The sequence below is a fragment of the Streptomyces sp. genome, assembly GCF_036524955.1.
Taxonomy (GTDB): Bacteria; Actinomycetota; Actinomycetes; order Streptomycetales; family Streptomycetaceae; genus Actinacidiphila.
In genome coordinates this window covers 1-21,684 of the sequence record NZ_DATDBG010000045.1, presented here as the reverse complement: position 1 = coordinate 21,684, position 21,684 = coordinate 1, and the positions used below count along the sequence as shown (strand labels likewise).

Below are 21,684 nucleotides of genomic sequence, written 5' to 3'. Positions count from 1 at the left end.
GGGGGTGGGGGCGGTGCCGCCGGTGGTCGTGGTCGTGCCGCTGGTACGCGTACCCGGTGCGCCGGCTGTGGGCGACGTGCCGGACGGGCCGGCACTCCCGCCGCCTCCGCACGCCGACAGTACGGAGGCTGCCGCGAGCGCGGCGGCCAGGCAGAGCGGGACGCGCCGGCGTCCGGCGGTTCCGACAACGCCGGCGGCTCTGGTTCTTCTTGCTCTGTGCGTCATGGTGCGCCTCATCATGTCCCCCTGGGCCGCGGGCGATGACCGCGGCTGTCGGCTCGTGCTCCCAGTGGAGCACCGACCCGCCGTGGACACCAGGCCCGAAGCAGGTCGAAACGGACCATCCGGGGGCATGGCAGGCGCAGCCGTTGACACGGGGCGGACAGCGGCCCGTTCTCCGCGCCGGTTCGGAGTGGGGCGGTGCTGATTCGAACGCGGGCGGCCCCGGCCGTGCAGGGGGCCCGGGGCGCGGGCCCCAGGCTCCAGGCGGCGGGCGAGCGGGCGCAACGGTGCCGCGGCTTCTCCCGGCCGACGGGAGCGCGCGCCCCCTGCCCGGTAAGCTGAGCGCGGCGCCGGCCTCCGGCTGTCGCGCGGCGGTGGGGCCCGCCGTACCGGAACCGCGGCGCGTACGCCGCCAACGGTCCCTGCTTGCGACGCGCACGTCGTGCTGCTTCCGCGCCCTGCGAGTAGGAGATCCCCGTGACAGAGCCCCCCGTCCGAGAACCCGTCGATCCCGGCCTCGGCCTGCGCATGCCCGGGCAGCGCGCCGGACGCCGGGCGGGCCGGAGTCAGGGGCCGGTGGTCGCCGTCGTCGCGGCGGGCGGCGCGATCGGGGCCTGCGGGCGGTACGGGGCCGGCCTGCTGTGGCCCACCGCCGCCGACGCGTTCCCCTGGACCACGCTGACCGTCAACGCTCTCGGGTGCGCGGTCATCGGCATCCTCATGGTGATCATCACCGACGTCCGGGCCGCACACCGCCTCGTACGGCCCTTCTTCGGCACCGGCGTCCTCGGCGGATTCACGACGTTCTCCACCTACGCCACGGACGTACGGCGGCTCACCGACGGCGGCCACCCGCGGATCGCCCTCGCCTGTCTCGGGCTCACCCCTGTCGTCGCCCTCGCGTCGGTGTGGGCGGCGGCGGCCCTGACCCGGCGGGCCGTCACCCGGAGGCAGAAGTGAGACTCAACGGCTCCGCGCTGCGCGTCACCGTCCTCATCGGCGAGAACGACAGGTGGCACCACAAGCCGCTGTTCACCGAGATCGTGCACCGGGCACGCCGGGCGGGTCTGGCCGGCGCCTCGGTGTTCCGCGGTATCGAGGGCTTCGGCGCGTCCTCGCTGATCCACACCACCCGCCTGCTCTCGCTCAGCGAGGAGCTGCCGGTGGCCGTGGTGATCGTGGACACCGAGGACCGGGTCCGCGCCTTTCTTCCCGAACTGGACGAACTCGTCACCGAGGGCCTGGTCGTCCTCGACGCCTGCGAGGTCATCCGCCACAGCGGCCGGGACGAGTGCGGGGAGGGCCGGCGGTGAACTGGCTGCTGGTGATCGCCGGCGCCGCGGTCGGCGCGCCGCTGCGCTACCTCACCGACCGCACCGTGCAGGCCAGGCACGACAGCGTCTTCCCCTGGGGGACCTTCACCGTCAACGTAATCGGCTGCCTGGTCCTGGGCCTGCTCACGGGGGCGGTCACCGCGGGCGCCGCCTCCTCCCACCTGAACCTGCTCATCGGCACCGGGCTGTGCGGTGCTCTGACGACGTACTCCACCTTCTCCTATGAGACGCTCCGGCTTGCCGAGAGCGGGGCGCGGTTCTACGCCCTGGCCAACGTCGTCGGCAGCGTGACAGCCGGTCTCGGCGCCGCGTTCACCGGTACGGCGCTGGCCCAGGCGATCTGGAGCTGAGCGCGGCCCCGGCGCCGGAGGAGGGGCGGCAGGATCGCCACCGCCCCACAGGTGTCACGGGCGGTCCGGGGCGGAGGTCTCGGCGGCCAGCCACTCGTCGAAGGTGCGCGTGGCGCGCGGCCCCGGCTCGGCGGGCAGCAGGGCGCCGCCCGCCAGTGCCCGGCCGGTCGCGCCCGGCAGCCGCACCGCCAGTACCCGGCGGCGCTCGCCCCGGGCCCGCAGCACCCGCCGGGCCAGGTCGGCGAGTTCCTCTTCGCGGGGCCCCGCCAGTTCCGGCGCCATGCCCAGCGGCGGCCCCGCCGCCAGCTCGGCCAGCGCGGCGGCCACCTCCCGTACCGCGACCGGCTGGATCCGCATCCGAGGCACCACCGCGACCGGTCCCGGCATCAGCGCCAGCACCTGATCGGGGAACTCGAGGAACTGCGTGGCCCGCAGCACCGTCCACGGCACCCTGCCGGCCCGCACCACCGCCTCCTGGCGGAGCTTGCCCCGGTAGTAGCCGAGGCCGACCCGGTCGATGCCCACGATGGACAGCGTGACGTGGTGCCCGACTCCCGCCCGCTCCTCGGCGGTCATCAGGTTCCGCCCGGCGGTCTCGAAGAACGCCTCCGCCTTCCGCCGGCTCGCGGTGACCGTGTTGGAGACGTCGATCACCGCGTCCACCGAGGCGAGCGCCGCGTCCAAGCCCTCGCCGGTGAGCAGGTCCACGCCCCGGGAGCGCGCCACGACCACCGGCTCATGGCCCCGTACGGTCAGGGCCTCGACCACCTGCCGCCCCGCCACACCCGTTCCGCCCGCCACCGCTACGCGCATACGCCCGCCCTTCTCTCGCCGTACCGGCCGCGACGTGCACGGCCGCCACCCGGCACCCCCTCCGTCATCGTCGCCGGAACCGAGCTGCGTGGCACCTGCACCCCACGCCCCGGAACAGCCCCTTACCGCGTGCCCGGCACCGGATCGGCCGCGTACTGGTCGGACTGGAGGCGGAACAGTGTGCGGTAGCGCCCCGAGGGCAGGGCGAGCAGTTCGCTGTGGCTGCCCGACTCCACCACGCGTCCCTCGTGCAGCACGTGGATGAGGTCGGCGTGCCGCACCGCCGCCAGGCGGTGGGTGACCAGGAGGACGGTCTGGCCGTCCGCCGCCAGCCCGCGGATCTTGTCGAAGGTCTCGATCTCCGCTTTCGGGTCGAGCGCACTGGTGGGCTCGTCGCAGATGATGACCGACGCCTGCCGGTAGCGGGCGCGGCCGATGCCGATCCGCTGCCACTGCCCGCCGGACAGCTCGTGCCCGCCGCGGAACTGGCGGGCCAGCAGCGTCCGCAGCCCGCGCGGCAGCGACTCCACCAGGTCGGTCGCACCCGCGTACGCCACCGCCCGGTCCAGCCGGTCGCGCTGTACGGGGATTTCCGGCTGCCCGATGGCCACATTGGACTGGGCGGTGAAAGGCCACCGCTGGAAGTCCTGGGTCACCATGGCCACTTGGGCGAAGATCTGGTCCCGGTCGGCGAGCGCCGCGTCCACCTCGTCCCACCACACCCGCCCCGAATCCGGCAGGTGCAGCCCGGCCAGTACCTTGACCAGCGTCGACTTCCCGGAGCCGTTCTCCCCGACCAGCGCCACCACCTTGCCCGCGGGGACGGTCAGCGTCACCGCGTCCAGGGCGGGCGTGTCCCGGTCGGGATAGGTGAACGTCACCTTCTCGAACCGGATGTGCCGCTCGGGCGGGCGGACGGCCAGTCCGCCCGCCGGGATGCTCCGCTGCTCCGCCTGCTCGACCAGCCGCTCCAGGTCCCGGACGAACAGCGCCTCCTCGTACGCCCGGTTGATGTGGGTGACCAGCGCGGCCAGGCTCGCCGAGCCGGTGCGGATGGCGAGCACAGCGGTGCCCGCGACCGCTATCGGCATGCCGCCGCCGAGCATCAGCCCGGCCAGCGCGGCATACGTCGCCAGGGTGGCAGCCCCGGACAGCGCGGCGGCCACCAGTTCGGTCAGCGCGCGTTCGTCCGCCAGCCGGGTCTGCTCCGCCTCCGCGGTCTCCGACATCTGCCGGAAGTGGCCGAGCAGGAAGGGCCCGACCCCGTGCACCCGCACCTCGGGCGCGGCGGTGCGCTCGGTCAGCAGATTGGCGAGCAGATGACCGGCCCTGGCGTGCTCGATCCAGTTCATCATCGAGGTGTAGCGGCGCTGGGCGACCCGCAGCGCGCCCCAGCTTCGCGGCAGGGCGATCAGCACGAGCAGCGGCAGCAGCGCGGGATGGAGCACGGTCAGCACGCTCGCCGAGGCGGCGAAGGCGATGACGCCGTTCACCGCCGCCACGCAGGTGCCTGTCATCCGCCGCGCGGAGGCCGTGCCGTAGCGCGCCGAGTCCAGGAGCTTGTGGAACTCGGCGTCCTCGATCGCGGAGAGCTCCACCCGCGCCGCGCCCGCCAGGTACTGTTCGGTCGCCAGCCGTTCGACCTTCGGCTCCAGCCGTCCGGTGCCCGCCGTGGACACCGCGGCGAGTACCGCGAGCACGACCGCCACCGAGGCCGCCGCGATCAGTGCGGGCAGTGCCTCACGCAGCCGCTGCGAGGTGCCGCCGGAGGCGAACAGGGCCCCCAATACCCGGTTGGTGACCAGCAGCCCGGCCGCCTGGCCGACCCCGCGACCCACCTCGGCCAGACCCACCGCCAGCAGCGCCCGATGGTCGGCCCGCCACGCCAACCGCAGCGTCGCGCCGACCAGTTGGGGCAGGGACCGGGCCATCGACAGCAGCGTCAGATCCAGATACGCGTACTCGTACCGGCTGAACCCGGCGTCGTAGCGCAGCGGACCGCCGAACAGTTCCTCCTCGCTCTGTGAGACCGGCTGCTCCGCCGGTCCGCGCGCCCCACGCAACCGATTGGTCCCGAATCCCATCGCCCCTCCCCAGCAGTTCTCTCACTCAGCGAACTCGTTCTCCCACACAGAGTGACAGACCCCACTGACAACGCACCCCCGGCAACCGCGGTCCGAGCCGCGGCGAGCGCCCCCGATCACGTCCTGGACCGCCCTCCGGCCCGGCCCCGCAGCAGTTACCGTGGGCTGACGAAGGAGGATGCCATGCGTGACGCGGACCCCGGGCTGTTCGGGCCCGACTCGGTGACCTGGCAGATGCACGGCGACCCGGTCATGTGGGTCGGCGGGGTACGCGCGCTGTACCTCCAGGCACTGCACCCCCGCGCGGTGCGCGGTGTCGTACAGAACTCCGACTTCCGGCGAGACGCCTGGGGCAGGCTGCTGCGGACCGCGTCCTTCGTCGGCGAGATCACCTACGGCACCACGCCCGCCGCCGAGCGCGCGGGCGCCCGGATACGCGCCCTCCACCGCAGGCTGTCGGCGACCGACCCCGACACGGGTGAGCGGTTCGCCGTCGACGACCCCGAGTTGCTGCTGTGGGTGCACTGCGCCGAGATCGACTCCTATCTGCACGTCGCCCGCCGCTCCGGCTATCCGGTCACCGACGCGCAGGCCGACGCCTACGTCGACGAGCAGCGCGAGGCCGCCCGGCTGGTCGGCCTCGACCCCGGGCAGGTGCCCGCCGACACCACGGAGCTGGCCCGCTACTTCGAGAAGGTCCGGCCGGAACTCGCCGCGACCCCCGAGGCGTACGAGGTGATCGACTTCCTCAAGGCCCCGCCGGTGCCGAGGGTGCTGCTGCCGGTACGGCTCACGCTGTGGCGGACCGTCGCCGGGACGGCGTTCGCGGCGCTGCCGCCTTACGCGCACGCGTTGTACGGCCGCGTGCCGCCGTCGGAGGCGGCGACCACCCGGCGGCTGCGCGCCGCGGGGCTGCTGCTGCGGGCCGTCCCGTCCACCCTGCGCTGGCAGTTGCCGCCCGGGCACATCCTCAAGGCGGTCGGCCGGCTCGGACCGGGCACCCATCCGTCCGCGTACCGGCTGCGCGCGCGGCTTCCCGACATGCCCTGATGTGCGGTCCCGCGCGCCGCCGGTCACGGCCATACTGGGACCGGGGAAGCACCGAGAGGTACGGGGGCGGCGGCGCACGATGGCGGCTGGACATCATGACGGACATCAGGGACCGGGCGGCGGGAACCCCGGGGCCCCGGGAGGCACCGGCGGGCCGGCCAGTACCGGTGGTACGGGCCGCGCCGGGGGCGACGGCACGCTGATCCATGGCCGCTACCGGTTGCACGAGCTGATCGGCCGGGGCGGCATGGGTGAGGTGTGGCGCGCCCTGGACGAGTCGCTGGGCCGGCGCGTCGCGGTCAAATGCCTCAAACCGGTCGGGCAGTCCCGCGACGCCGGCTTCACCCGCATCCTTCAGGAACGTTTCCGCCGGGAGGCCAGGGTCGCCGCCGCGCTCCAGCACCGCGGCATCACCGTCGTCCACGACTTCGGCGAGCACGACGGCGTCCTCTACCTGGTGATGGAACTGCTCGAAGGCCGCAACCTGCTCCAGGTGCTGGACGACGCCCGCCGCCACCCGCTGCCCGTCCCGGACATCACCGACATCGCCGAACAGGTCGCTGCCGCGCTGGAGTACACGCACGCCCAGGGCATCGTCCACCGGGACCTGAAACCGGCCAACATCATGCGGCTCACCGACGGTGCCGTGAAGATCTGCGACTTCGGCATCGCACGCCTCGGCCACGACATCGGTTTCACCTCCCGCCTCACCGGCACCGGCGTGGCGATGGGCACCCCGAACTACATGTCGCCCGAGCAGATCGGCGGCTCCGCCGAGGTCGACCACCGCAGCGACCTCTACTCGCTCGGCTGCGTACTGTACGAACTCGCCACCGGCGCCCCGCCGTTCGACCTCGGCGACGCCTGGTCGATCCTGGTCGGCCACCGCGACACCCCGCCGGAACCGCCGCGCGCCAAGCGCCCCGAACTCCCCGGCGACCTCGAACGCCTCATCCTCGACCTGCTCGCCAAGGACCCCGAGGACCGGCCGCAGGACGCGGCGGACGTCGGCGGCAGACTCAAGGGGATGCGCGCCGCGGCGAGCGTCACCGCCCCGGGGACGGTTTCCGCGTCCGGGGCCGGGGTGCCCGCCTGGGCCAGGAGCCTGACCACGGGCACCGCCGCCAGGTCCACCCGCGCCCACCGCATCACCGCGCCGCCGTACCCCGGACTCAGCGGCGCCTGGTCCACCCGCACGATGGCCGTCGCCGCCGAACCCGGCACGCTCGCCGCCCGGCACACCGAAGCGATCGACCTCGCCCGGACCGGCGACTGGCGGCAGGCCTACGACCTGCACATCGCGGTCGCCACCGACCGCGACCACACCCTGGGCCCGGACCACCCCGACACGCTCGCCAGCCACCACGAGGCCGCCTACTGCCTCACCCGGCTCGGCCGCGTCGAGGAGGCCCTGCGGGTGTACGAGTACGTGGCCGACGTACGCCGCCGGGTGCTCGGCCCCGACCACCCCGACACGCTCGCGGCGCGGCACGAGGCGGCGTACGCGCTCGGCCGGCTCGGGCACCATCCGGCGGCCCACCAGGTGTATTCGGCGGTGCTCGCCGCCCGGGAGCGCACGATCGGCGCCGACCATCCCGACACGCTCCAGTGCAAGCACAACCTCGCCGTCAACCTCGCTCAGTCCGGGCGTACGGAGGAGGCGCACGCGACGGCGGCGGAGGTGGCCGGCGCGCGTGCCCGGGTGCTGGGCGCAGACCACCCCGCGACACTGGTGAGCCGGTTCGAGGTCGGGTACACCCTCGGCCGTACCGGGCGCTGGGCCGACGCGCTGGACACGTTCCGCGAGGTCGCGACGGCGCGTGCCCGGGTGCTGGGCCCCGACCATGCGGAGACGCTGGCCGCCCGGTACGAGACCGGCATCTGCCTCGGCCGGCTCGGCCGCAGCGCGGAGGCGCTCGCGCTCTACGAGGGTCTGGTCGCCGATCGCACCCGCATGGCCGGTTCCGCCGACGCGGAGACCCTGCGGGCCCGGCACGCGCTCGGCGTCGACCTGGGCCGGCTCGGCCACTGGGACCGCGCGCTCGCCGAGGCCCGGGACGTCGCGGCGGTACGGGCCCGGGTGCTCGGCGCCACCCATCCCGACACACTGGTCAGCAAGCGGGAGATCGCGGTCTGCCTGGGGTGGCTCGGCCGCTGGGCCGACGCGCTGACCGTCTACCAGGAGGTGGCCGACGCCCGCGAGAGCGTGCTCGGCCCGGCCCACCGCGCCACCCTCACCAGCCGCAACGAGCAGGCCCACTGCCTGGAACAGCTCGGCCGCAGTGCGGAGGCGCAGGCGTTGTACCGCCGGGTTTCCGCACAGCGGGAGAAGGCGCCGGAGCGGCTCTGACCCCGCGCCGGCCACGGCGGCCGACCGCGACCGGGCCCTGCCGGCCCCCCGCCGTCGCCGCGAGCCGCGTCCTTCTGTGGGCAATGCCCGACGGCGACGGCACGGTCTGCGGCACCCGTCCCACTCCACCGGGCGCAGTCCCGCGACGCGCCCACCGCGCCGAGATCGCCCAGCTCATGGTGCGGCGCGACACCCGGGCGCCGGGGCGGGTGGCCAGCGCCGGGAGCTCCTCCAGCACGCCGGTGATCACGGCCTGCGGCTCGGCGTCCGGCGGCAGGGGGCGGGACCGGCGGGTCGCGGCGAGCGGAGGGGCGCCGACGGCCGGGCCACGGGCGAAGCCGACCGCGGTCGCAGATCGATCAGCACCAGTGCGGTACGGGCGGGGTCGAGTCCGGGGGCGAGCGGGGGTTCACGTCCGACGCCGGCCCGGCGATCGTGATCATGTTCGTTCATGACCCGGCTGATCAAGCCCGCGCGCTGTGGTCCAACACGCCTGCGCCCGTGGGGAGTTGTCATCACAGGGGGCCGCAGTATGCCCCGAAAGAGGGGGTTGGCGGGCGGGTTCGCGCATCTTGTGTGGCCCACCGTCGCGATGGATAGGCTGAGCAAGGACGACGACGTGGGAGGAGAGCGGACGTGGCCGAAAGCACCATCGGACAGCCGTTGGCCAACGGGAAGAAGCCGCAGGTCGACCTGACGGACGCGGAGTGGCTGTCCAGCAGCCAGGGCTCCGGCGATGTGCAGATCGCCTTCGTGGAGGGCTACATCGCCATGCGGGACGGGCGCAACCCGGACGGCCCGGCGCTGATCTTCACCCCAGCCGAGTGGCGCGCCTTCGTCCTCGGCGCCCGGGACGGCGAGTTCGACCTCACCTGACCGTCGGCGGTCACCGCCGCCCCGGGCGTACGGCGTGATGCGCGTACGGTGTGATGCCGTACGCGGCCCCGGCCGGCGGCGGCCGTTCGCCTCCGTGTCCCACCGGGGCGGCGCATCGTGCTTCCGTGTCCTGCCGGGGCGGTGCGTCGCCCGCTGGACGGCGGCCGTCACGGCCAGGGGCCCAGCGGCGGCAGCGGGTCGCCGGTGAGTGCGCCCACCGGGTGACGCCCGGCGAGCCGGGCGGCCAGAAGGCGGTGAGGCGGGCGGGTTCGTCGCGGACACGGCGGCGCTCGCGGCCGTCGTGGAGGTGCGGACAGCCGTACGGGCGCTCTTCGCGCGGGCCGTGTCACCGGGGGCGGCGCGCTCGGCGGAATCGGGCCGGCTGCCGAGCGCCCGGGAGCGGCTCGACCGGCTGAACGCGGTCTCCGCGGGTGCCGGTCGCCCCGCGCCTCGACTGGCCGCAGGACGGGCCGCCCACCGCACGCGAGGCGGTGTCCGGGGCGCACACGCCCGCCGGCCCGGCTCGCCCGCGGCTCTCGCCCGCTCGGCCATCGGCTTTCTCGCCGGCCCGAGCGTGACCTGCTGAGGGCCTGCCCGGCCCCCCGGTGCGTCCGGTATTTCGTCAAGCAGCACCCCCGGCGGGAATGGTGCAGGCCCTCCTGCGGCAACCGGGCGCGGGTCGCCCGCCACAGCGCCCGCCGCCGCGAGCGCGCGGCCGAAGCCCCCGGCTGACCCGTACATCCCTGTGCCCCGGACCAGCGCGCCCCGGCTCGGTGCCGCTCGCGGGATACGGGCGGTAAGGGGGGCGCACGCGGGGCGCACGGAGGCTTTGGCGTGGGGCGGGGCCGTGGAGGTCTGGCGAGCGGCCGGTGGCGCGTGGCAGTGTGCGCCGTGGTCGGCTCGGAGGGTGCCTCTACGGGTACGGCAGCCGTGCCGTGCCGGTCGCGTCTCCTGCCAGTGACCGATCGGCACGGCCATTCCGGCACACCGTCCGGTGCGCCGCAAGCGGGTGCGGGCCCTCCGGCGACGCCCCGGCCACGGGACGGCGTGACACCCGGGTCCCCCTTGGCTGGGGCTGCCCGTACGATGGCGACATGTCGTTCCTCCGCCGCCGTAGCGCCGCCACGCCCACCGGTCCGGACTTCGATGTCCTCGCGATGGACCCGGGGGACTGGCCCGGAGACCTGGGGGCCGGGCTGCTGCCCGGGCCCGACGGCACCTGCCAGGGCATCTATCTGCGGTACGACCTGTTCGGCGGGCGCGGACCCGCGATGCTGATCGGGAACCTGCCGCCCGGCTCGCCCGCGCGGGAGCTGGACCCGGGGCAGGTGCCGTTCGAGGTCGCCCAGTTGCTGGCGGCGCTGGGCAACGACGAGCCCGCCGAGGTCACCGAGATCGAGGACACCCCGGTGATGCACGGCGACAGCCTGCTGATCGTCCGGCGGATCAAGATCTCCGAGTCGCGGATCGCCTGCGCCCAGTTCGACCGCAGCGACGGCGTCCAGGTCACCATCGCCACCTGGGACCGGCCGATCACCGACGACCTCTACCAGTTGCTGAAGCCGCTGCCCGCGGAGATGTTCCAGGCCGGCTGAGCCGCGACGGTCCGGACCTGTGTGAGGGCGCCTCCGGAGTGATCCGGGGGCGCCCTCACGTATGTCAGCGCGGGCTCAGTCCTCTGGCGAGTGCCCGGGCGGCGCCCCCGACACCTGCACCGTCACATCGTCGGCCTTCACGTACTCCACCCGGTGCCCGAGCTGGATCTCGAAGTAGAGCTGCTTGCCGCGTACCACCCGGTGGCTCGCCTCGTCGAAGGTGACCGCGTAGTAGTACTCGCCGTGCACCAGGTTCCGGGTCACGTACCGCTGACCGGCGAGGACCTGGTACGGCATCGCGAAGATGCCCTGCACCGGCACGCCGGGCGGGTAGGCGGAGGCCTCCGGGTAGGCGCGGCCGTAGACCGGGACGCCGGCCAGGCCCGGCTTCGGGGTGACGACCAGGGCCACCGTGTTCACGGCGGTGGGCTGCTCGGCCGGGTTGTGGAACCACGCCTTCTGGCCGAGGTACCAGATGGCTGTCCAGTCGCCCTGCCGCTCGGCGACCGCGAACTGCTGGCCGGTCGAGGCCCGCGCGCCCACGTCGTTGACGCCGGTGGTGCTCGGGCCGGCGCCCAGGCCCACGTCCTTGACCAGCGGTGCGGTGGTGCTCGGTGCCGTGTGGAGCCGGATCGCCTCCGAGCCGCGCGCCGGGCAGGTGTCGCCCGCCTTGACGCAGCCGGTGTAGAGCGGCTTGTTGGCCTCGTACTCCGGCCGGATCGTCACCGCGCCGCCCCACGGACCGGCGTTGGCGTGCAGGGGCGCGCCCATCAGCGCCATGTAGTGGGCCCAGTCCCAGTACGGCCCGGGGTCGGTGTGCATGCCCCTGATGTAGGAGGCGGTCGGGCCCGGCACGTTGTCGTGGCCCAGGATGTGCTGCCGGTCCAGCGGGATGTGGTACTTCGCCGCGAGGTAGCGCACCAGCCGCGCGGACGAGTGGTACATCGCCTCCGTGTACCAGGTGCCCGGGTCGATCAGGAAGCCCTCGTGCTCGATGCCGATGGACTTGGCGTTGAGGTACCAGTTGCCGGCGTGCCAGCCGACGTCCTTGGTCTGCACGTGCTGGGCGACGTGTCCGTCGACGGACCTGACGGTGTAGTGCCAGGCCAGGTAGTCCGGGTTCTGGACCAGGCTCATCGCCGTGTTCCAGTAGCCCTCGGTGTCGTGGATGACGATCGTGTCGATCGTCTGGGTGTTCGGGCGGTCGCCGAGGTCGTGGTTGCCGTAGTCGCCGCCGCCGAGGTCCCGGTACGGAGCAGGAACCCACTCGCAGCCCAGGTCCGCCGGGCACTCGGTGCCGTCCGCGTTGTGCTTCTTCAGCCCGATCAGGCCGGCCTGGCCGGGGGCGGGTGCGAGCGACGGTTCGGCGCTCAGCGTGACCTGCTCGCCGGTGTCGTTGGTACGCGCCTGGCCCTGTTCGATGACGGCGAAGACGTCGTCGGCGAAGGCGACGGCGGTGGCCTCGTCGTCGGCGCCGGAGTAGCGGGCGACCGCCGCGTACCAGTCCGCGGGGTCGGAGCTCAGCGGCTCGGCGAGCTGCGCCTGCGTGTCGGCGAGCAGGGCCGCACCACCCGCCACGTTGGTCGCCGCGTCCTCGCGCAGCGCCTCGGCGGGCAGGCCGGTCAGTGTCGCCGCCCGGTCCAGCGTGGTGAGGTTCGCGGGCAGCGCCGCGAGGTCGGGCGCCTCGGCGGTGGCCGTGGTGATCAGCGGCCGGGTGTCGTCACCGCGCCCGTCTTCGCCGCCGTCGCCCGCGCCCTCCTGCGGAAACTCCGTCAGCGCGGTACGCGCGTCGGTCAGATGCATCGGTCCGTAGCCGCCGGTGACGCTGGGCAGGCCCTGGTGGGTGTCCCAGCGCGACTCCATGTACGCCACGCCGAGCAGCACGCTCTGCGGCACCTGATAGTTCGCCGCCGCGTCGGCGAACGCCTGCTGAAGCGTTTCCGCCGCCTCCGGGGCGGGCTCGGCCGCCTGCGCGGTCCCGAACACCGGCAACAGCACCGCGGCGGCGACGGCAGCCGTCGCGGTACGCAGCACGCGCCGTCCGCGGCGTCTGCCGGACGGGGGAGCGGATCCTTGCACAGCGGCCTCCTCGAAGTGATACCTGTCGATCGGCATCACAGAGGTATCGGCTGCCGGAACATCCGTCAACTACCCGTATACGACAGTGTCTTCGCACGTCAACGCGCATTTCGGCGGAATTTCCGCGGCCCGTGGCGCCGACCTGCTCCGCGTCAGTGGCGTAGACCTGTGGGGCGCGTGTGACGAGGTGTGAAATCGTACGGTCCCGGCGGCCGACGGTTCACCGGCCCGTTCGGTGCCGGCCCCGGACCCGACGGCGGCTGCCGAACGCGCGTGACACCGTACTGATCAAAGCCGGTCGACGGCCGTTGTGACGGCTGGTGCCCGCTCACCCCGTCAGCGGGTGCCGACCGCGGCGCGTACCGCCCGGCGGGCCATGCCGCAGTCGTCGTGCAGTCGCCGCAGCAGCAGCCGCTGCTCCTCGCCCGCCTCGGCCGCGCCGGGTGCCACCGGGCCCGGAGCGCGCATGGTGCGCTGCACGGCCGTCTCGTAGGTGCGGATCTCCCGGGTCAGCACCAGCATCAGGTTGACCAGGAACGCGTCGCGCGCCGCCGGCCCGGCCGACTGCGCCTGCTGGCTGATCTGCCGCCGGGCCGCCGCGTCGCCGGCCAGGACCGACCACAGCACCGCCAGGTCGTACCCCGGCAGGTACCAGCCCGCGTGCTCCCAGTCCACCAGCGAGGGCCCGGCCGGCGACAGCAGCACATTGGAGAGCATCGCGTCCCCGTGGCAGAACTGCCCCTGTGCGTGAGCCAGTCCGTGCAGCAGCTTCTGCAGATCGCCCAGGTCCCGGTCGGTGAGCAGGCCGAGTTCGTGGTAGCGGCCGATCCGGGCCGGATAGTCGATCGGCGCCTCGAACGTACCGGCCGGCGGGCGCCACATGTTGACCCGCGTATACGCAGACAGCGCCGCGCGTACGTCACCCCTGGTCGGCACGCGCGCCGGGTGCCGCTGCGGCGACACCACACGCCCTGTCATCCGCTCCATCACCAGCACGCAACTGTCCGGGTCGGCGGCGATCAGCCGTGGCACCCGTACCGGCGGACGGTGCCGGACGAAGGTGCGGTAGGCCGCTATCTCGTGGCGGAAACGTTCCGCCCAGGCCGGTGAATGGTCGAGCAGGCATTTGGCGACCGCCGGCGCACGCCCGGAGGTACCGATCAGCAACGCGGTCCGGCCGCCCCGGCGCAGCAACTGCGCGGGGATGAAATCGGGGCAGATCCGCTGAACGGCGGCGACGGCGGTGCGCAGCTGGGTCCCCTGCGGGCCGGTCAAGTCGAGTCTCCCGCTGAGCGGATGGGAGCCGCCCGGCGCGCTCCGTCCGACGGGGGACGACGGGTGCGGACGGAGAACGGGCTCCGCGGCAGCGGGGTACGCGGGGCGGGGCGGGGCGGACAGGGAGGTGGATGCCGAATACATGAGAAGAAGCAGATCCCTTCGCGCGCCGACAGGTTCGGGACGCCACCGCGGCGGAAGCGGCGGGCGCGTGCCCGGACCGGACTCCGCCGGCCGAGGCCGCACCCTGGGGAATGCGGCTCCGGACCGACGGAACCGGCCCCTTCACGCGCCGGATCTCCCTCCCCGTCGCAGCCCCGCCAGGGACCGGCCGGGTACCGGCTGCTGCCGGGCCGGGGTGGCGCGTTCCTACCTGACACCCGGGCGCGGGTGGCAGACCATCTGGCGGACCCTGGCGAACCCTGGCGAATACTCGCGAGGCCGTTGCCAGTGGGAATAGTGTCAACAGTGCCGAGGAACCTGGGGGCTTGACGTGGGCAACGAAGCCAACACCCGACTCGCGGACCTGTTCGGACTCACCGGATGGTCCAAGGGCGAACTCGCACGGCTGGTCAACCGGCAGGCGGCGGCCATGGGCCACCCGCAGCTGGCGACCGACACGTCGCGGGTGCGCCGGTGGATCGCCACCGGGGAGTCGCCGCGCGAACCCGTGCCGAAGGTGTTGGCCGCGCTGTTCACCGAGCGTCTCGGCCGTGTCGTGACCATCGAGGATCTCGGGTTCGACCGGCGTCGGCAGACAGGCAGGAGACAGCCCGCGGAGGGGCTGTACTGGTCGGCCGGACGAACCGCCGCGGTCCTCACCGAATTCACGGGAATGGACCTCATGTTCAACCGACGCGGTCTGGTGGGCGCGAGCGCCGCGCTCGCCTCCGGTTCCGTACTCAGTAAGGCCATGTACGACTGGCTGCACACCGACCCGGCCCTGGCGGCCGACGCACCGGTCTTCGACGATCCACTGCGCGCAGACCCCGCCGCCTACGACCGCTACGAGGCGGCGCCGATCGGCTCCCAGGAGATCGAGTCCCTGGAACACTCGGTCGAGGTGTTCCGGGCCTGGGACGCGTCCCGCGGCGGCGGGCTGCAACGCAAGGCGGTGGTGGGCCAGCTCAACGAGGTGGGCGGCATGCTCTCCTTCCGGCACCCGCCGCACCTCCAGCGCAGACTGTGGGGGGTGGCCGCCAACCTCGCGGTGCTGGCCGGCTGGATGTCCCACGACGTCGGCCTGGAACCCACCGCCCAGAAGTACTTCGTGATCGCCGCGCACGCCGCCCGGGAGGGCGGCGACCGGCCGCGGGCCGGCGAGGCGCTGTCCAGGGCGGCCCGCCAGATGGTGCATCTGGGCCGGCCGGACGACGCGCTGGACCTGATGAAGCTCGCCAAGTCCGGCTCCGGCGACACCGCTCTGCCCAGGACCCGGGCCATGCTGCAGACCGTCGAGGCGTGGGCGCAGGCGTCCATGGGCCGCGGCCAGGCGATGCGGCGGACCCTCGGAGAGGCCGAGGAACTGTTCGCCTCCGACCGCGGCGACGTACCGCCGCCGAGCTGGATGCAGAACTTCGACGAGGCCGACCTGCACGGCATGCACGCGCTCGCCTACCGCACGCTGGCCGACCACGACCCGGCGGCGGCGGCCCAGGCGCAGATCCACGCCAAGCAGGCGATCAAGCTGCGGACCGGCGGCCACGATCGGTCGATGATCTTCGACTACCTGTCGCTGGCGTCGGCCTGCTTCATCGCGGACGACCCCGAACAGGCCGACCGCTACGCCCGGATGGCTCTGCTGACCATCGGTCAGACCTCCTCGCACCGCACCTGGGACCGGCTGCGCGAGATGTACCGGCTCACCGGCCGGTTCGCCGACTGCGGCAAGGTGCAGGACCTTCGGCGGGAGATCGAGGCGGCGATGCCCAGGGCGACGGGCGGGCGCGGCACGAAGGCCAAGCCGAGCGGCGGCGGAGTGTCCGTATGAGCACCGGCCGGCGGCCGGCCTGACGCCGAACGGGCCGGCACACGGATCAGGCGATCCTTGCGATCAGTACGCAGGCGTCGTCCTCGCGCTCCGCGGCGTCGAACTCCGCGGCCACCATGCGCACGCAGTCCTGCGCGGAGGCGGCGCCGGCGAACAGCGGTGCCATGGCGAGCAGCCGGTGGACGCCGCTCTCCGCCTCCGGTCCGGCGGCCGTCACGGCGGGCGTGCGGCGCGGGACCAGCCCGTCGGTGTGCAGCACCAGCAGGTCGCCGGCGGCCAGTTGCTCGCGCGCCTCGGCGTACCGCGCGCCGGGGGTGGAACCGAGCAGCACGCCGTCCGGCGCGTCCAGGACGCGCCCCGCGCCGTCGCGGAACAACAGCGGTGCGGGGTGCCCGGCCTGGGACCAGTGCAGCACCCGGGTGTCCGGCTCGTACCGGCAGCACAGGGCGCTGCCGAGAGCGGGGTGCGCCGAAGAGTCGAGCAGTTCGTTGAGCCAGCCCATCAGGGGGCCGGGCCGGAGGCCCGCCACGGCCATACCGCGCAGAGCGCCGAGCATCATCGCCATCCCGGAGGTGGCGGCGACGCCGTGTCCGGTGAGGTCGCCCACGGTCAGTAAGGAGGAGCCGTCGGGAAGCTGCATCGCGTCGTACCAGTCGCCGCCGATCAGGGCGGCGGTGGCGGGGGGAAGGTAGTACGCCGCGAGATCCATCGTGGTGGCGCCGCCGTCCTGCGGGAACCGCAGGGTGTCGCGCCACGGGGGGAGCACGGCCTCCTGCAGTTCGACCGCCAGCCGCCGCTCGGTCCGCGCGACCTGCCGCTGACGCTCCAGGGAATCACGGGTCTCCCTCAGCGTCCGCTGGCTGCGGCGCAGGTCACTGACGTCGCGCAGCACGGCCCACATGGACTCCGTGCTGCCGTCGGCGCCGAGCACCGGCTCGCCCACCATGTGCACCGTGCGCACCGAACCGTCCGCGCGCACGATACGGAACTCACCGTCGATCGGCCGCGCGTCCACCAGGCAGCCGGTCACCATCTCGGTGAGCAGGTACTGGTCCTCGGAGAAGAGCCAGGACGGCAGCTCGTCCAGGGTCAGGGGGCCCTCCTCGGGGTCCCGCCCGAAGATCCGGTAGAGCTCGTCGGACCAGGTCACGTCGTCGGTGAGCAGGTTCCACTCGGCGCTGCCGGCCCGGCCCCGGGCGCCGGCCGCCGCGGGGCCGGGGAGCGGGAACCGGGACGGGGCGTCGGGCGGCAGCTCCGCCGGCCCCTCCGGTTCGAAGCCGTCCCTGAGCTGACCGAGGTGGGTGCCCAGGTCGTCGAGCTGGTGCACGGCGAGATCGCACAGCGCCCGCTGCCAGCGCAACTGCGGGTCCTCCGCGGCGGCCACGCTGTCCCGCAGCACCGCGTCGACCCGCGTCCTCAGCTGACGCGCCTGGGTGATCAGCGCGTCCACCGCACCGGGGTCCGGTGGCTGTGCGGCGGTGTGATCCGCGTGCGTGGGGGACGGCATGACGCACTCCGAACGTGTCTGCTGGCAGGCGCTTGACCGCCGTGGCGGACAGAAGACCGGTAACGACTGTTGCACAGGGAGCGACTGTCTGTAAGGGTTTCAGCGATACCCGATCTGGTGGTGCTTCTGGCATATGTCAAAAGCCCAGCGGATTTCCGGCCACCCGGGCGGCTTCGACGGCGCCACGCGGCCGGGTCGGGCGGCCGGCTCCCTGCCCCTCCGTGCGCCGTCCGTACGCAGTCCGCACGCCGCCGGAACCGCCGTGCGCCAGCCCCGGTGACGGCCTCCGCCGCCGAAGCGGAAGCGACATCGCGCCCCCCGAGTCGGTAGGCTTCCGCCGCCCGTTCCCACGGATCCCCCGCTCCGACCGGGTGTGAATCGCCCGCCGGCCGGTAAGGATGCCGGGCACCGGCAGCGGAAATCCCGTTGCCATGGAACCCCCCGCACCGGATGCTGACCTCATGTTCGACCCAGACATAGCGCCCAGTGGCACCCTTCTCGGCCTCCTGCAGAGAGGACGCGGAGACGGGCCTCTGCACGCCCTCGCGGCGCCGCGGGCGGAGGCACTCGCCGCCCTGGAGCAGTGTGTGCTGCGCGACCCCCGGCTCGACTGGCGGGTCGAATCGCGCTCCCTTTATTACGCGCGCCTCTACTCCGATCTGGAAGGCCCGCTCGACGGGATCGAACAGCACCTCTTCCACCCCGACGACCTGATCACCGCCGACGAGCACCGCTGCGGCCTGGCGTTGTCCGTCCTCGGTCATCTGGCCGGATACGGCCGTCGCGACGCGCTGCACCTGCTACGGCGGTACGCGGCCGGCGGCGGCTGCTGGGAGTGGGCCCTGGACGAACTCGCGGTCCGGGACGACGAGGCGGGCCTGCGCTCGCTCGGCTCCGCGGTCGTGGCCCGCTTCCCGCACACCCCGGAGGGCGAGGCGGCGCTGACCCGTGCGGTCCGCGAGGCGTACGAGCCGCGCCCCTGGCAGCTCTGGGCCGAGGACACCGCCCGGCCCGTCACCGCTGCCCGGGTCCGCAAGGCCACCGAGCAGGTCTCCTTCGACCGCTGGCAGCGGCAGCTGCGACCCGCGGGCCCCACCCCCGGCTGGAGCGTCCCCGCCGTCCTTCACTGGGCCCAGCAGGGCCTGGCCGCGTATCCCGCGGTCGAACGCGATCAGCCCGCCGCCCGCTGCCTGGCCGCCGTCGCGGGCCCCGAGGACCGCCCCGCGCTGCTGGACGCCGCGCTGCACGGCCCGTCCGCCGCCCGCGCCGCCGCGGTGCGCCACCTGACCGACCGCCGCGACCCCGAACGCCTCGATTTGATCGAAGCCGCCGCTGCCAGCGGCGACGACCTCGTCGCCCGCGCCGCCCTGGAATCCTTCGAACGGCTCCGCGACGACGACGCCATGACCCGCGCCCGCGCCTGGGCGGTACGCACCGACCCGCTGGGCTCCGCCGCCGCCCGGACGCTGGCCCGGCACGGCGGACCGCAGGACGCCGACCTCGTGCTGGCCGCGCTGCGCCGCACCGTGCAGACCGGCGGTTCCGACGCCGACGGCCTGGACGCGCTGGTCGAAGGCGTCGGACGGCTCGCCGAACACCGCGCCGCACCCGTACTCCGCCACCTTTACCGCGAGACGACCTCCTCCCAGTTGCGCGGCGCCGCGGCCCGCGCGCTCGCCACCGCCGACCCCGGGTTCGCCGCCGGTTTCGCCGTCGAGTGCCTGTGGGACTGCGAGGAGAGCACCAGGGAACTCGCCGCGCACCGGGCCACGTCGGGGGACGTACGGGTCCTCGCGCAGCTGCGCCGGCTGGCCGCCGATCCGGCGGAGGAGGCCGAGGTGCAGACGGCGGTGCGCGGCCGGCTCAGCTCGGGGGGCCCGGGCCGGTAGGTCCCCGAACGCTCATGGGCCGTTCCACTCCGGGACAGATGCGCGTGGCCCTGACAACGTCCACGGCGGCGACAACCACCGTATGCGTGTCGCCATCGTCACCGAGTCCTTTCCACCGGACGTCAACGGAGTGGCCCACTGCGCCCTGCGCACGGCCGAACACCTCGCCCGGCGCGGCCACGAACCGCTGGTCGTGGCGCCGGCCGGACCGTACGGGCCCGATTCCGGACAGAACCCCTGCCCGGTGGTCCGCGTCCCCTCCCTGCCGCTGCCCGGCTACCCGCAGGTACGGGTGGCGCTGCCCGGTCGCCGTACCGCCGCCGCCATCGCGGCGCACCGGGCCGACCTGGTCCACCTCGCCAGCCCGTTCGTGCTGGGGGCGCGCGGGCTGGCCGCCGCCACCCGGATGCGCGTCCCGGCCGTCGCCGTCTACCAGACCGACCTGGCCGGATACGCCAGGACCTATCTGAACGCCGGCGAGGCCGCCGCCTGGCGCCGGATCCGGGCCGTGCACACCGCCGCGGCCCGCACCCTCGCCCCTTCCACCGCCTCCCTGACCGCCCTCGCCGAACACGGCGTGCCCCGGGTCCACCTCTGGCCGCGCGGCGTCGACTCCGCACGCTTCCACCCCGGCCACCGCGACGAGGCGCTGCGCCGCGAACTCGCCCCGCGCGGCGAACTGATCGTCGGCTACGTCGGCCGGCTCGCCCCCGAGAAGCACGTCGAACTCCTCGCCGAGACCTGCGCGCTGCCCGGGGTGCGGGTGGTGATCACCGGCGACGGCCCCAGCACGCCCGCACTGCGGGCCGCCCTCCCCGGAGCGGTCTTCCTCGGCCGCAGAACCGGCGACGACCTCGCCCGCGTCTACGCCTCACTGGACGTCTTCTGCCACACCGGGCCCTTCGAGACCTTCTGCCAGACCGTCCAGGAAGCCATGGCCAGCGGTCTGCCCGTCATCGCACCCGCGGCCGGCGGCCCGCTCGACCTCGTCGCCCAGGGCCGCACCGGGCTGCTCGTGCCGCCCGGCGACGCCGCCGCCGTACGGGACGCGGTCCGGCGGCTGCACGGCGATCCACGGCTGCGCGTCCGGTACGGCGCCGCGGCCCGGAGCGAGGTGGCCGACCGCACCTGGGAGGCGGTCGGCGACCAACTGCTCGGCCACTACGACCAGGTGCTCGGCGAGCGCGAGGCGGCAGCCGCGTGACCACCCGACTCTCCTACGACACCGTCGTCCGCGAACCCGAGCGGGGCCTGCGCATCGTCCGGCTCGCCAACTTCGTCACACCCGTCTCCGGAGGCCTGCGCACCGCGCTGCGCCACCTCGGCGAGGGATACGCGGCGGCCGGCCACGAACCCGTCCTCGTCGTACCCGGCCGCGAGGCGTCCGACGAACTCACCCCGCAGGGCCGGGTCATCACCCTGCCGGGACCCGAGATCCCCGGCACCGGAGGCTACCGGGTGCTCGCCCGACGCGCCCCGGTCGAGGCCGTCCTCGCCGACCTCGCGCCCGACCGGCTGGAGGTCTCCGACCGCACCACCCTGCGCTGGACCGGCGAGTGGGCCCGGCGGCACCGGGTGCCCGCCGTCATGGTCTCGCACGAGAGCACCGACGGCGTGCTCGGCACCTGGGGACTGCCCTCCGGGACCGCCCGCCGCGCCGCCGACGCCCTCAACCACCGTACCGCGCTGGCCTATACGAAGATCGTGTGCACCACCGCGTGGGCCGCCGCCGAGTTCGCACGGATCGGCGCCCGCAACGTCGTCCGCGCCCCGCTCGGAGTCGACCTGGACACCTGGCACCCGGCCTGCCACGACCCGCGGGTGCGGCAGAAGTACGCGCCGGGCGCCGGCGTGGTCCTCGTGCTGTGCTCCCGGCTCTCCCTGGAAAAGCGCCCCGGCGTCGCCCTGGAAACCCTCGCCCACCTGCGCGGTTCAGGCGTCGACGCGGCGCTGGTGGTGGCCGGCGAAGGACCGCTGCGGGCCCGGCTGAGCACGCAGGCGAAGGCCGCCCGGCTGCCCGTCACCTTCCTCGGACACGTCGCTGCCCGCACCGACCTGGCGGCGCTGCTGGCCACCGCCGACGTGGCGCTGGCACCGGGACCGGTGGAGACCTTCGGCCTCGCGGCCCTGGAGGCGCTGGCCTGCGGCACACCCGTGGTCGCCAGCGCCTGCTCGGCGCTGCCCGTCCTGCTCGGCCCGGCGGGCGCCGCCGCCGACCGGCCGGCCGAGTACGCGGCGGCCGTCCAGCGGGTGCTGGCCGCGCCGGAAGC

Annotated in this window: 18 protein-coding genes; 13 read left to right on the top strand and 5 right to left on the bottom strand. The window is 74.2% G+C overall.

The window, feature by feature from the left end; translation table 11 throughout:
- The first annotated feature begins 750 nt into the window (after nt 1-750).
- Genes VIW71_RS03965 through crcB form a run of 3 tightly spaced genes read left to right on the top strand, consistent with a single transcriptional unit; the run spans nt 751 to nt 1,906 of the window.
- Nucleotides 751-1,182: a FluC/FEX family fluoride channel gene (locus tag VIW71_RS03965; protein ID WP_331620536.1), complete on the top strand. Its 432-nt coding sequence runs from the start codon at nt 751-753 to the stop codon at nt 1,180-1,182.
- The gene (locus VIW71_RS03960) at nt 1,179-1,535 is read left to right on the top strand and encodes a DUF190 domain-containing protein (protein WP_331620534.1); all 357 of its coding nucleotides are present in this window, start codon (nt 1,179-1,181) and stop codon (nt 1,533-1,535) included. The genes VIW71_RS03965 and VIW71_RS03960 overlap by 4 nt, the downstream gene beginning before the upstream one ends.
- Nucleotides 1,532-1,906, top strand: a complete 375-nt coding sequence (gene crcB, locus VIW71_RS03955; RefSeq protein WP_331620533.1) for a fluoride efflux transporter CrcB — start codon at nt 1,532-1,534, stop codon at nt 1,904-1,906. Before VIW71_RS03960 ends, crcB begins: the two co-directional genes overlap by 4 nt.
- A gap of 54 nt (nt 1,907-1,960) precedes the next feature.
- On the opposite strand, the gene VIW71_RS03950 is transcribed toward crcB, so the two are convergent.
- Complete coding sequence (locus VIW71_RS03950) at nt 1,961-2,719, bottom strand: SDR family oxidoreductase (protein ID WP_331620532.1); 759 nt, start codon at nt 2,717-2,719, stop codon at nt 1,961-1,963.
- A 122-nt stretch (nt 2,720-2,841) separates the two neighbouring features.
- On the bottom strand, nt 2,842-4,803 hold the full coding sequence (locus tag VIW71_RS03945; protein WP_331620531.1) for an ABC transporter ATP-binding protein: 1,962 nt from the start codon (nt 4,801-4,803) through the stop codon (nt 2,842-2,844).
- 183 nt (nt 4,804-4,986) lie between these two features.
- On the opposite strand from VIW71_RS03945, the gene VIW71_RS03940 reads away from it, so the two are divergent.
- The 6 genes from VIW71_RS03940 (at nt 4,987) to VIW71_RS03920 (ending at nt 10,674) form a co-directional block, all read left to right on the top strand.
- On the top strand, nt 4,987-5,853 hold the full coding sequence (locus VIW71_RS03940) for an oxygenase MpaB family protein (protein WP_331620529.1): 867 nt from the start codon (nt 4,987-4,989) through the stop codon (nt 5,851-5,853).
- A gap of 247 nt (nt 5,854-6,100) precedes the next feature.
- Complete coding sequence (locus VIW71_RS03935; protein WP_414720644.1) at nt 6,101-8,203, top strand: tetratricopeptide repeat protein; 2,103 nt, start codon at nt 6,101-6,103, stop codon at nt 8,201-8,203.
- Nucleotides 8,204-8,839: 636 nt separating this feature from the next.
- Nucleotides 8,840-9,079 (top strand): DUF397 domain-containing protein, encoded by a 240-nt coding sequence (locus tag VIW71_RS03930; RefSeq protein ID WP_331620527.1) that lies wholly within the window; start codon nt 8,840-8,842, stop codon nt 9,077-9,079.
- Between the two features lie 208 nt (nt 9,080-9,287).
- Nucleotides 9,288-9,665 (top strand): ABATE domain-containing protein, encoded by a 378-nt coding sequence (locus VIW71_RS26500; RefSeq protein WP_414720642.1) that lies wholly within the window; start codon nt 9,288-9,290, stop codon nt 9,663-9,665.
- The gene (locus tag VIW71_RS26495; RefSeq protein ID WP_414720643.1) at nt 9,659-9,811 is read left to right on the top strand and encodes a CGNR zinc finger domain-containing protein; all 153 of its coding nucleotides are present in this window, start codon (nt 9,659-9,661) and stop codon (nt 9,809-9,811) included. Before VIW71_RS26500 ends, VIW71_RS26495 begins: the two co-directional genes overlap by 7 nt.
- 362 nt (nt 9,812-10,173) lie before the next feature.
- Nucleotides 10,174-10,674 (top strand): hypothetical protein, encoded by a 501-nt coding sequence (locus tag VIW71_RS03920; protein ID WP_331620525.1) that lies wholly within the window; start codon nt 10,174-10,176, stop codon nt 10,672-10,674.
- A 75-nt stretch (nt 10,675-10,749) separates the two neighbouring features.
- Here VIW71_RS03920 and VIW71_RS03915 read toward each other — a convergent pair whose 3' ends face one another.
- Nucleotides 10,750-12,753 (bottom strand): N-acetylmuramoyl-L-alanine amidase, encoded by a 2,004-nt coding sequence (locus VIW71_RS03915; protein ID WP_414720641.1) that lies wholly within the window; start codon nt 12,751-12,753, stop codon nt 10,750-10,752.
- Between the two features lie 336 nt (nt 12,754-13,089).
- Nucleotides 13,090-14,172, bottom strand: coding sequence for an aminoglycoside phosphotransferase family protein (locus VIW71_RS03910; RefSeq protein WP_331620523.1), 1,083 nt, complete (start codon nt 14,170-14,172; stop codon nt 13,090-13,092).
- A 349-nt stretch (nt 14,173-14,521) separates the two neighbouring features.
- Here VIW71_RS03910 and VIW71_RS03905 point away from each other — a divergent pair, with 349 nt between their 5' ends.
- Nucleotides 14,522-16,018, top strand: a complete 1,497-nt coding sequence (locus VIW71_RS03905) for a hypothetical protein (RefSeq protein WP_331620522.1) — start codon at nt 14,522-14,524, stop codon at nt 16,016-16,018.
- Between the two features lie 46 nt (nt 16,019-16,064).
- Here the strand turns inward: VIW71_RS03905 and VIW71_RS03900 are convergent, their stop codons facing one another.
- Nucleotides 16,065-17,525, bottom strand: a complete 1,461-nt coding sequence (locus VIW71_RS03900) for a PP2C family protein-serine/threonine phosphatase (RefSeq protein ID WP_331620521.1) — start codon at nt 17,523-17,525, stop codon at nt 16,065-16,067.
- A gap of 461 nt (nt 17,526-17,986) precedes the next feature.
- On the opposite strand from VIW71_RS03900, the gene VIW71_RS03895 reads away from it, so the two are divergent.
- The 3 genes from VIW71_RS03895 to VIW71_RS03885 all read left to right on the top strand — a co-directional run.
- Nucleotides 17,987-19,414: a HEAT repeat domain-containing protein gene (locus VIW71_RS03895; RefSeq protein WP_331620520.1), complete on the top strand. Its 1,428-nt coding sequence runs from the start codon at nt 17,987-17,989 to the stop codon at nt 19,412-19,414.
- An 82-nt stretch (nt 19,415-19,496) separates the two neighbouring features.
- Nucleotides 19,497-20,618, top strand: a complete 1,122-nt coding sequence (locus tag VIW71_RS03890; protein WP_331620519.1) for a glycosyltransferase family 4 protein — start codon at nt 19,497-19,499, stop codon at nt 20,616-20,618.
- Nucleotides 20,615-21,684, top strand: a 1,070-nt coding sequence (locus VIW71_RS03885) for a glycosyltransferase (protein ID WP_331620518.1), incomplete at its 3' end; no start/stop codon positions are given. The genes VIW71_RS03890 and VIW71_RS03885, both read left to right, overlap by 4 nt.

Bases quoted from the DNA above. Each gene is read 5' to 3' on its own strand.
- VIW71_RS03965 (WP_331620536.1), top strand. From the start codon at position 751: ATGCCCGGGCAGCGCGCCGGACGCCGGGCGGGCCGGAGTCAGGGGCCG.
- VIW71_RS03950 (WP_331620532.1), bottom strand. From the start codon at position 2,719: ATGCGCGTAGCGGTGGCGGGCGGAACGGGTGTGGCGGGGCGGCAGGTG.
- VIW71_RS03945 (WP_331620531.1), bottom strand. From the start codon at position 4,803: ATGGGATTCGGGACCAATCGGTTGCGTGGGGCGCGCGGACCGGCGGAG.
- VIW71_RS03940 (WP_331620529.1), top strand. From the start codon at position 4,987: ATGCGTGACGCGGACCCCGGGCTGTTCGGGCCCGACTCGGTGACCTGG.
- VIW71_RS03935 (WP_414720644.1), top strand. From the start codon at position 6,101: ATGGGTGAGGTGTGGCGCGCCCTGGACGAGTCGCTGGGCCGGCGCGTC.
- VIW71_RS03920 (WP_331620525.1), top strand. From the start codon at position 10,174: ATGTCGTTCCTCCGCCGCCGTAGCGCCGCCACGCCCACCGGTCCGGAC.
- VIW71_RS03910 (WP_331620523.1), bottom strand. From the start codon at position 14,172: ATGTATTCGGCATCCACCTCCCTGTCCGCCCCGCCCCGCCCCGCGTAC.
- VIW71_RS03900 (WP_331620521.1), bottom strand. From the start codon at position 17,525: ATGCCGTCCCCCACGCACGCGGATCACACCGCCGCACAGCCACCGGAC.
- VIW71_RS03895 (WP_331620520.1), top strand. From the start codon at position 17,987: ATGTTCGACCCAGACATAGCGCCCAGTGGCACCCTTCTCGGCCTCCTG.
- VIW71_RS03890 (WP_331620519.1), top strand. From the start codon at position 19,497: ATGCGTGTCGCCATCGTCACCGAGTCCTTTCCACCGGACGTCAACGGA.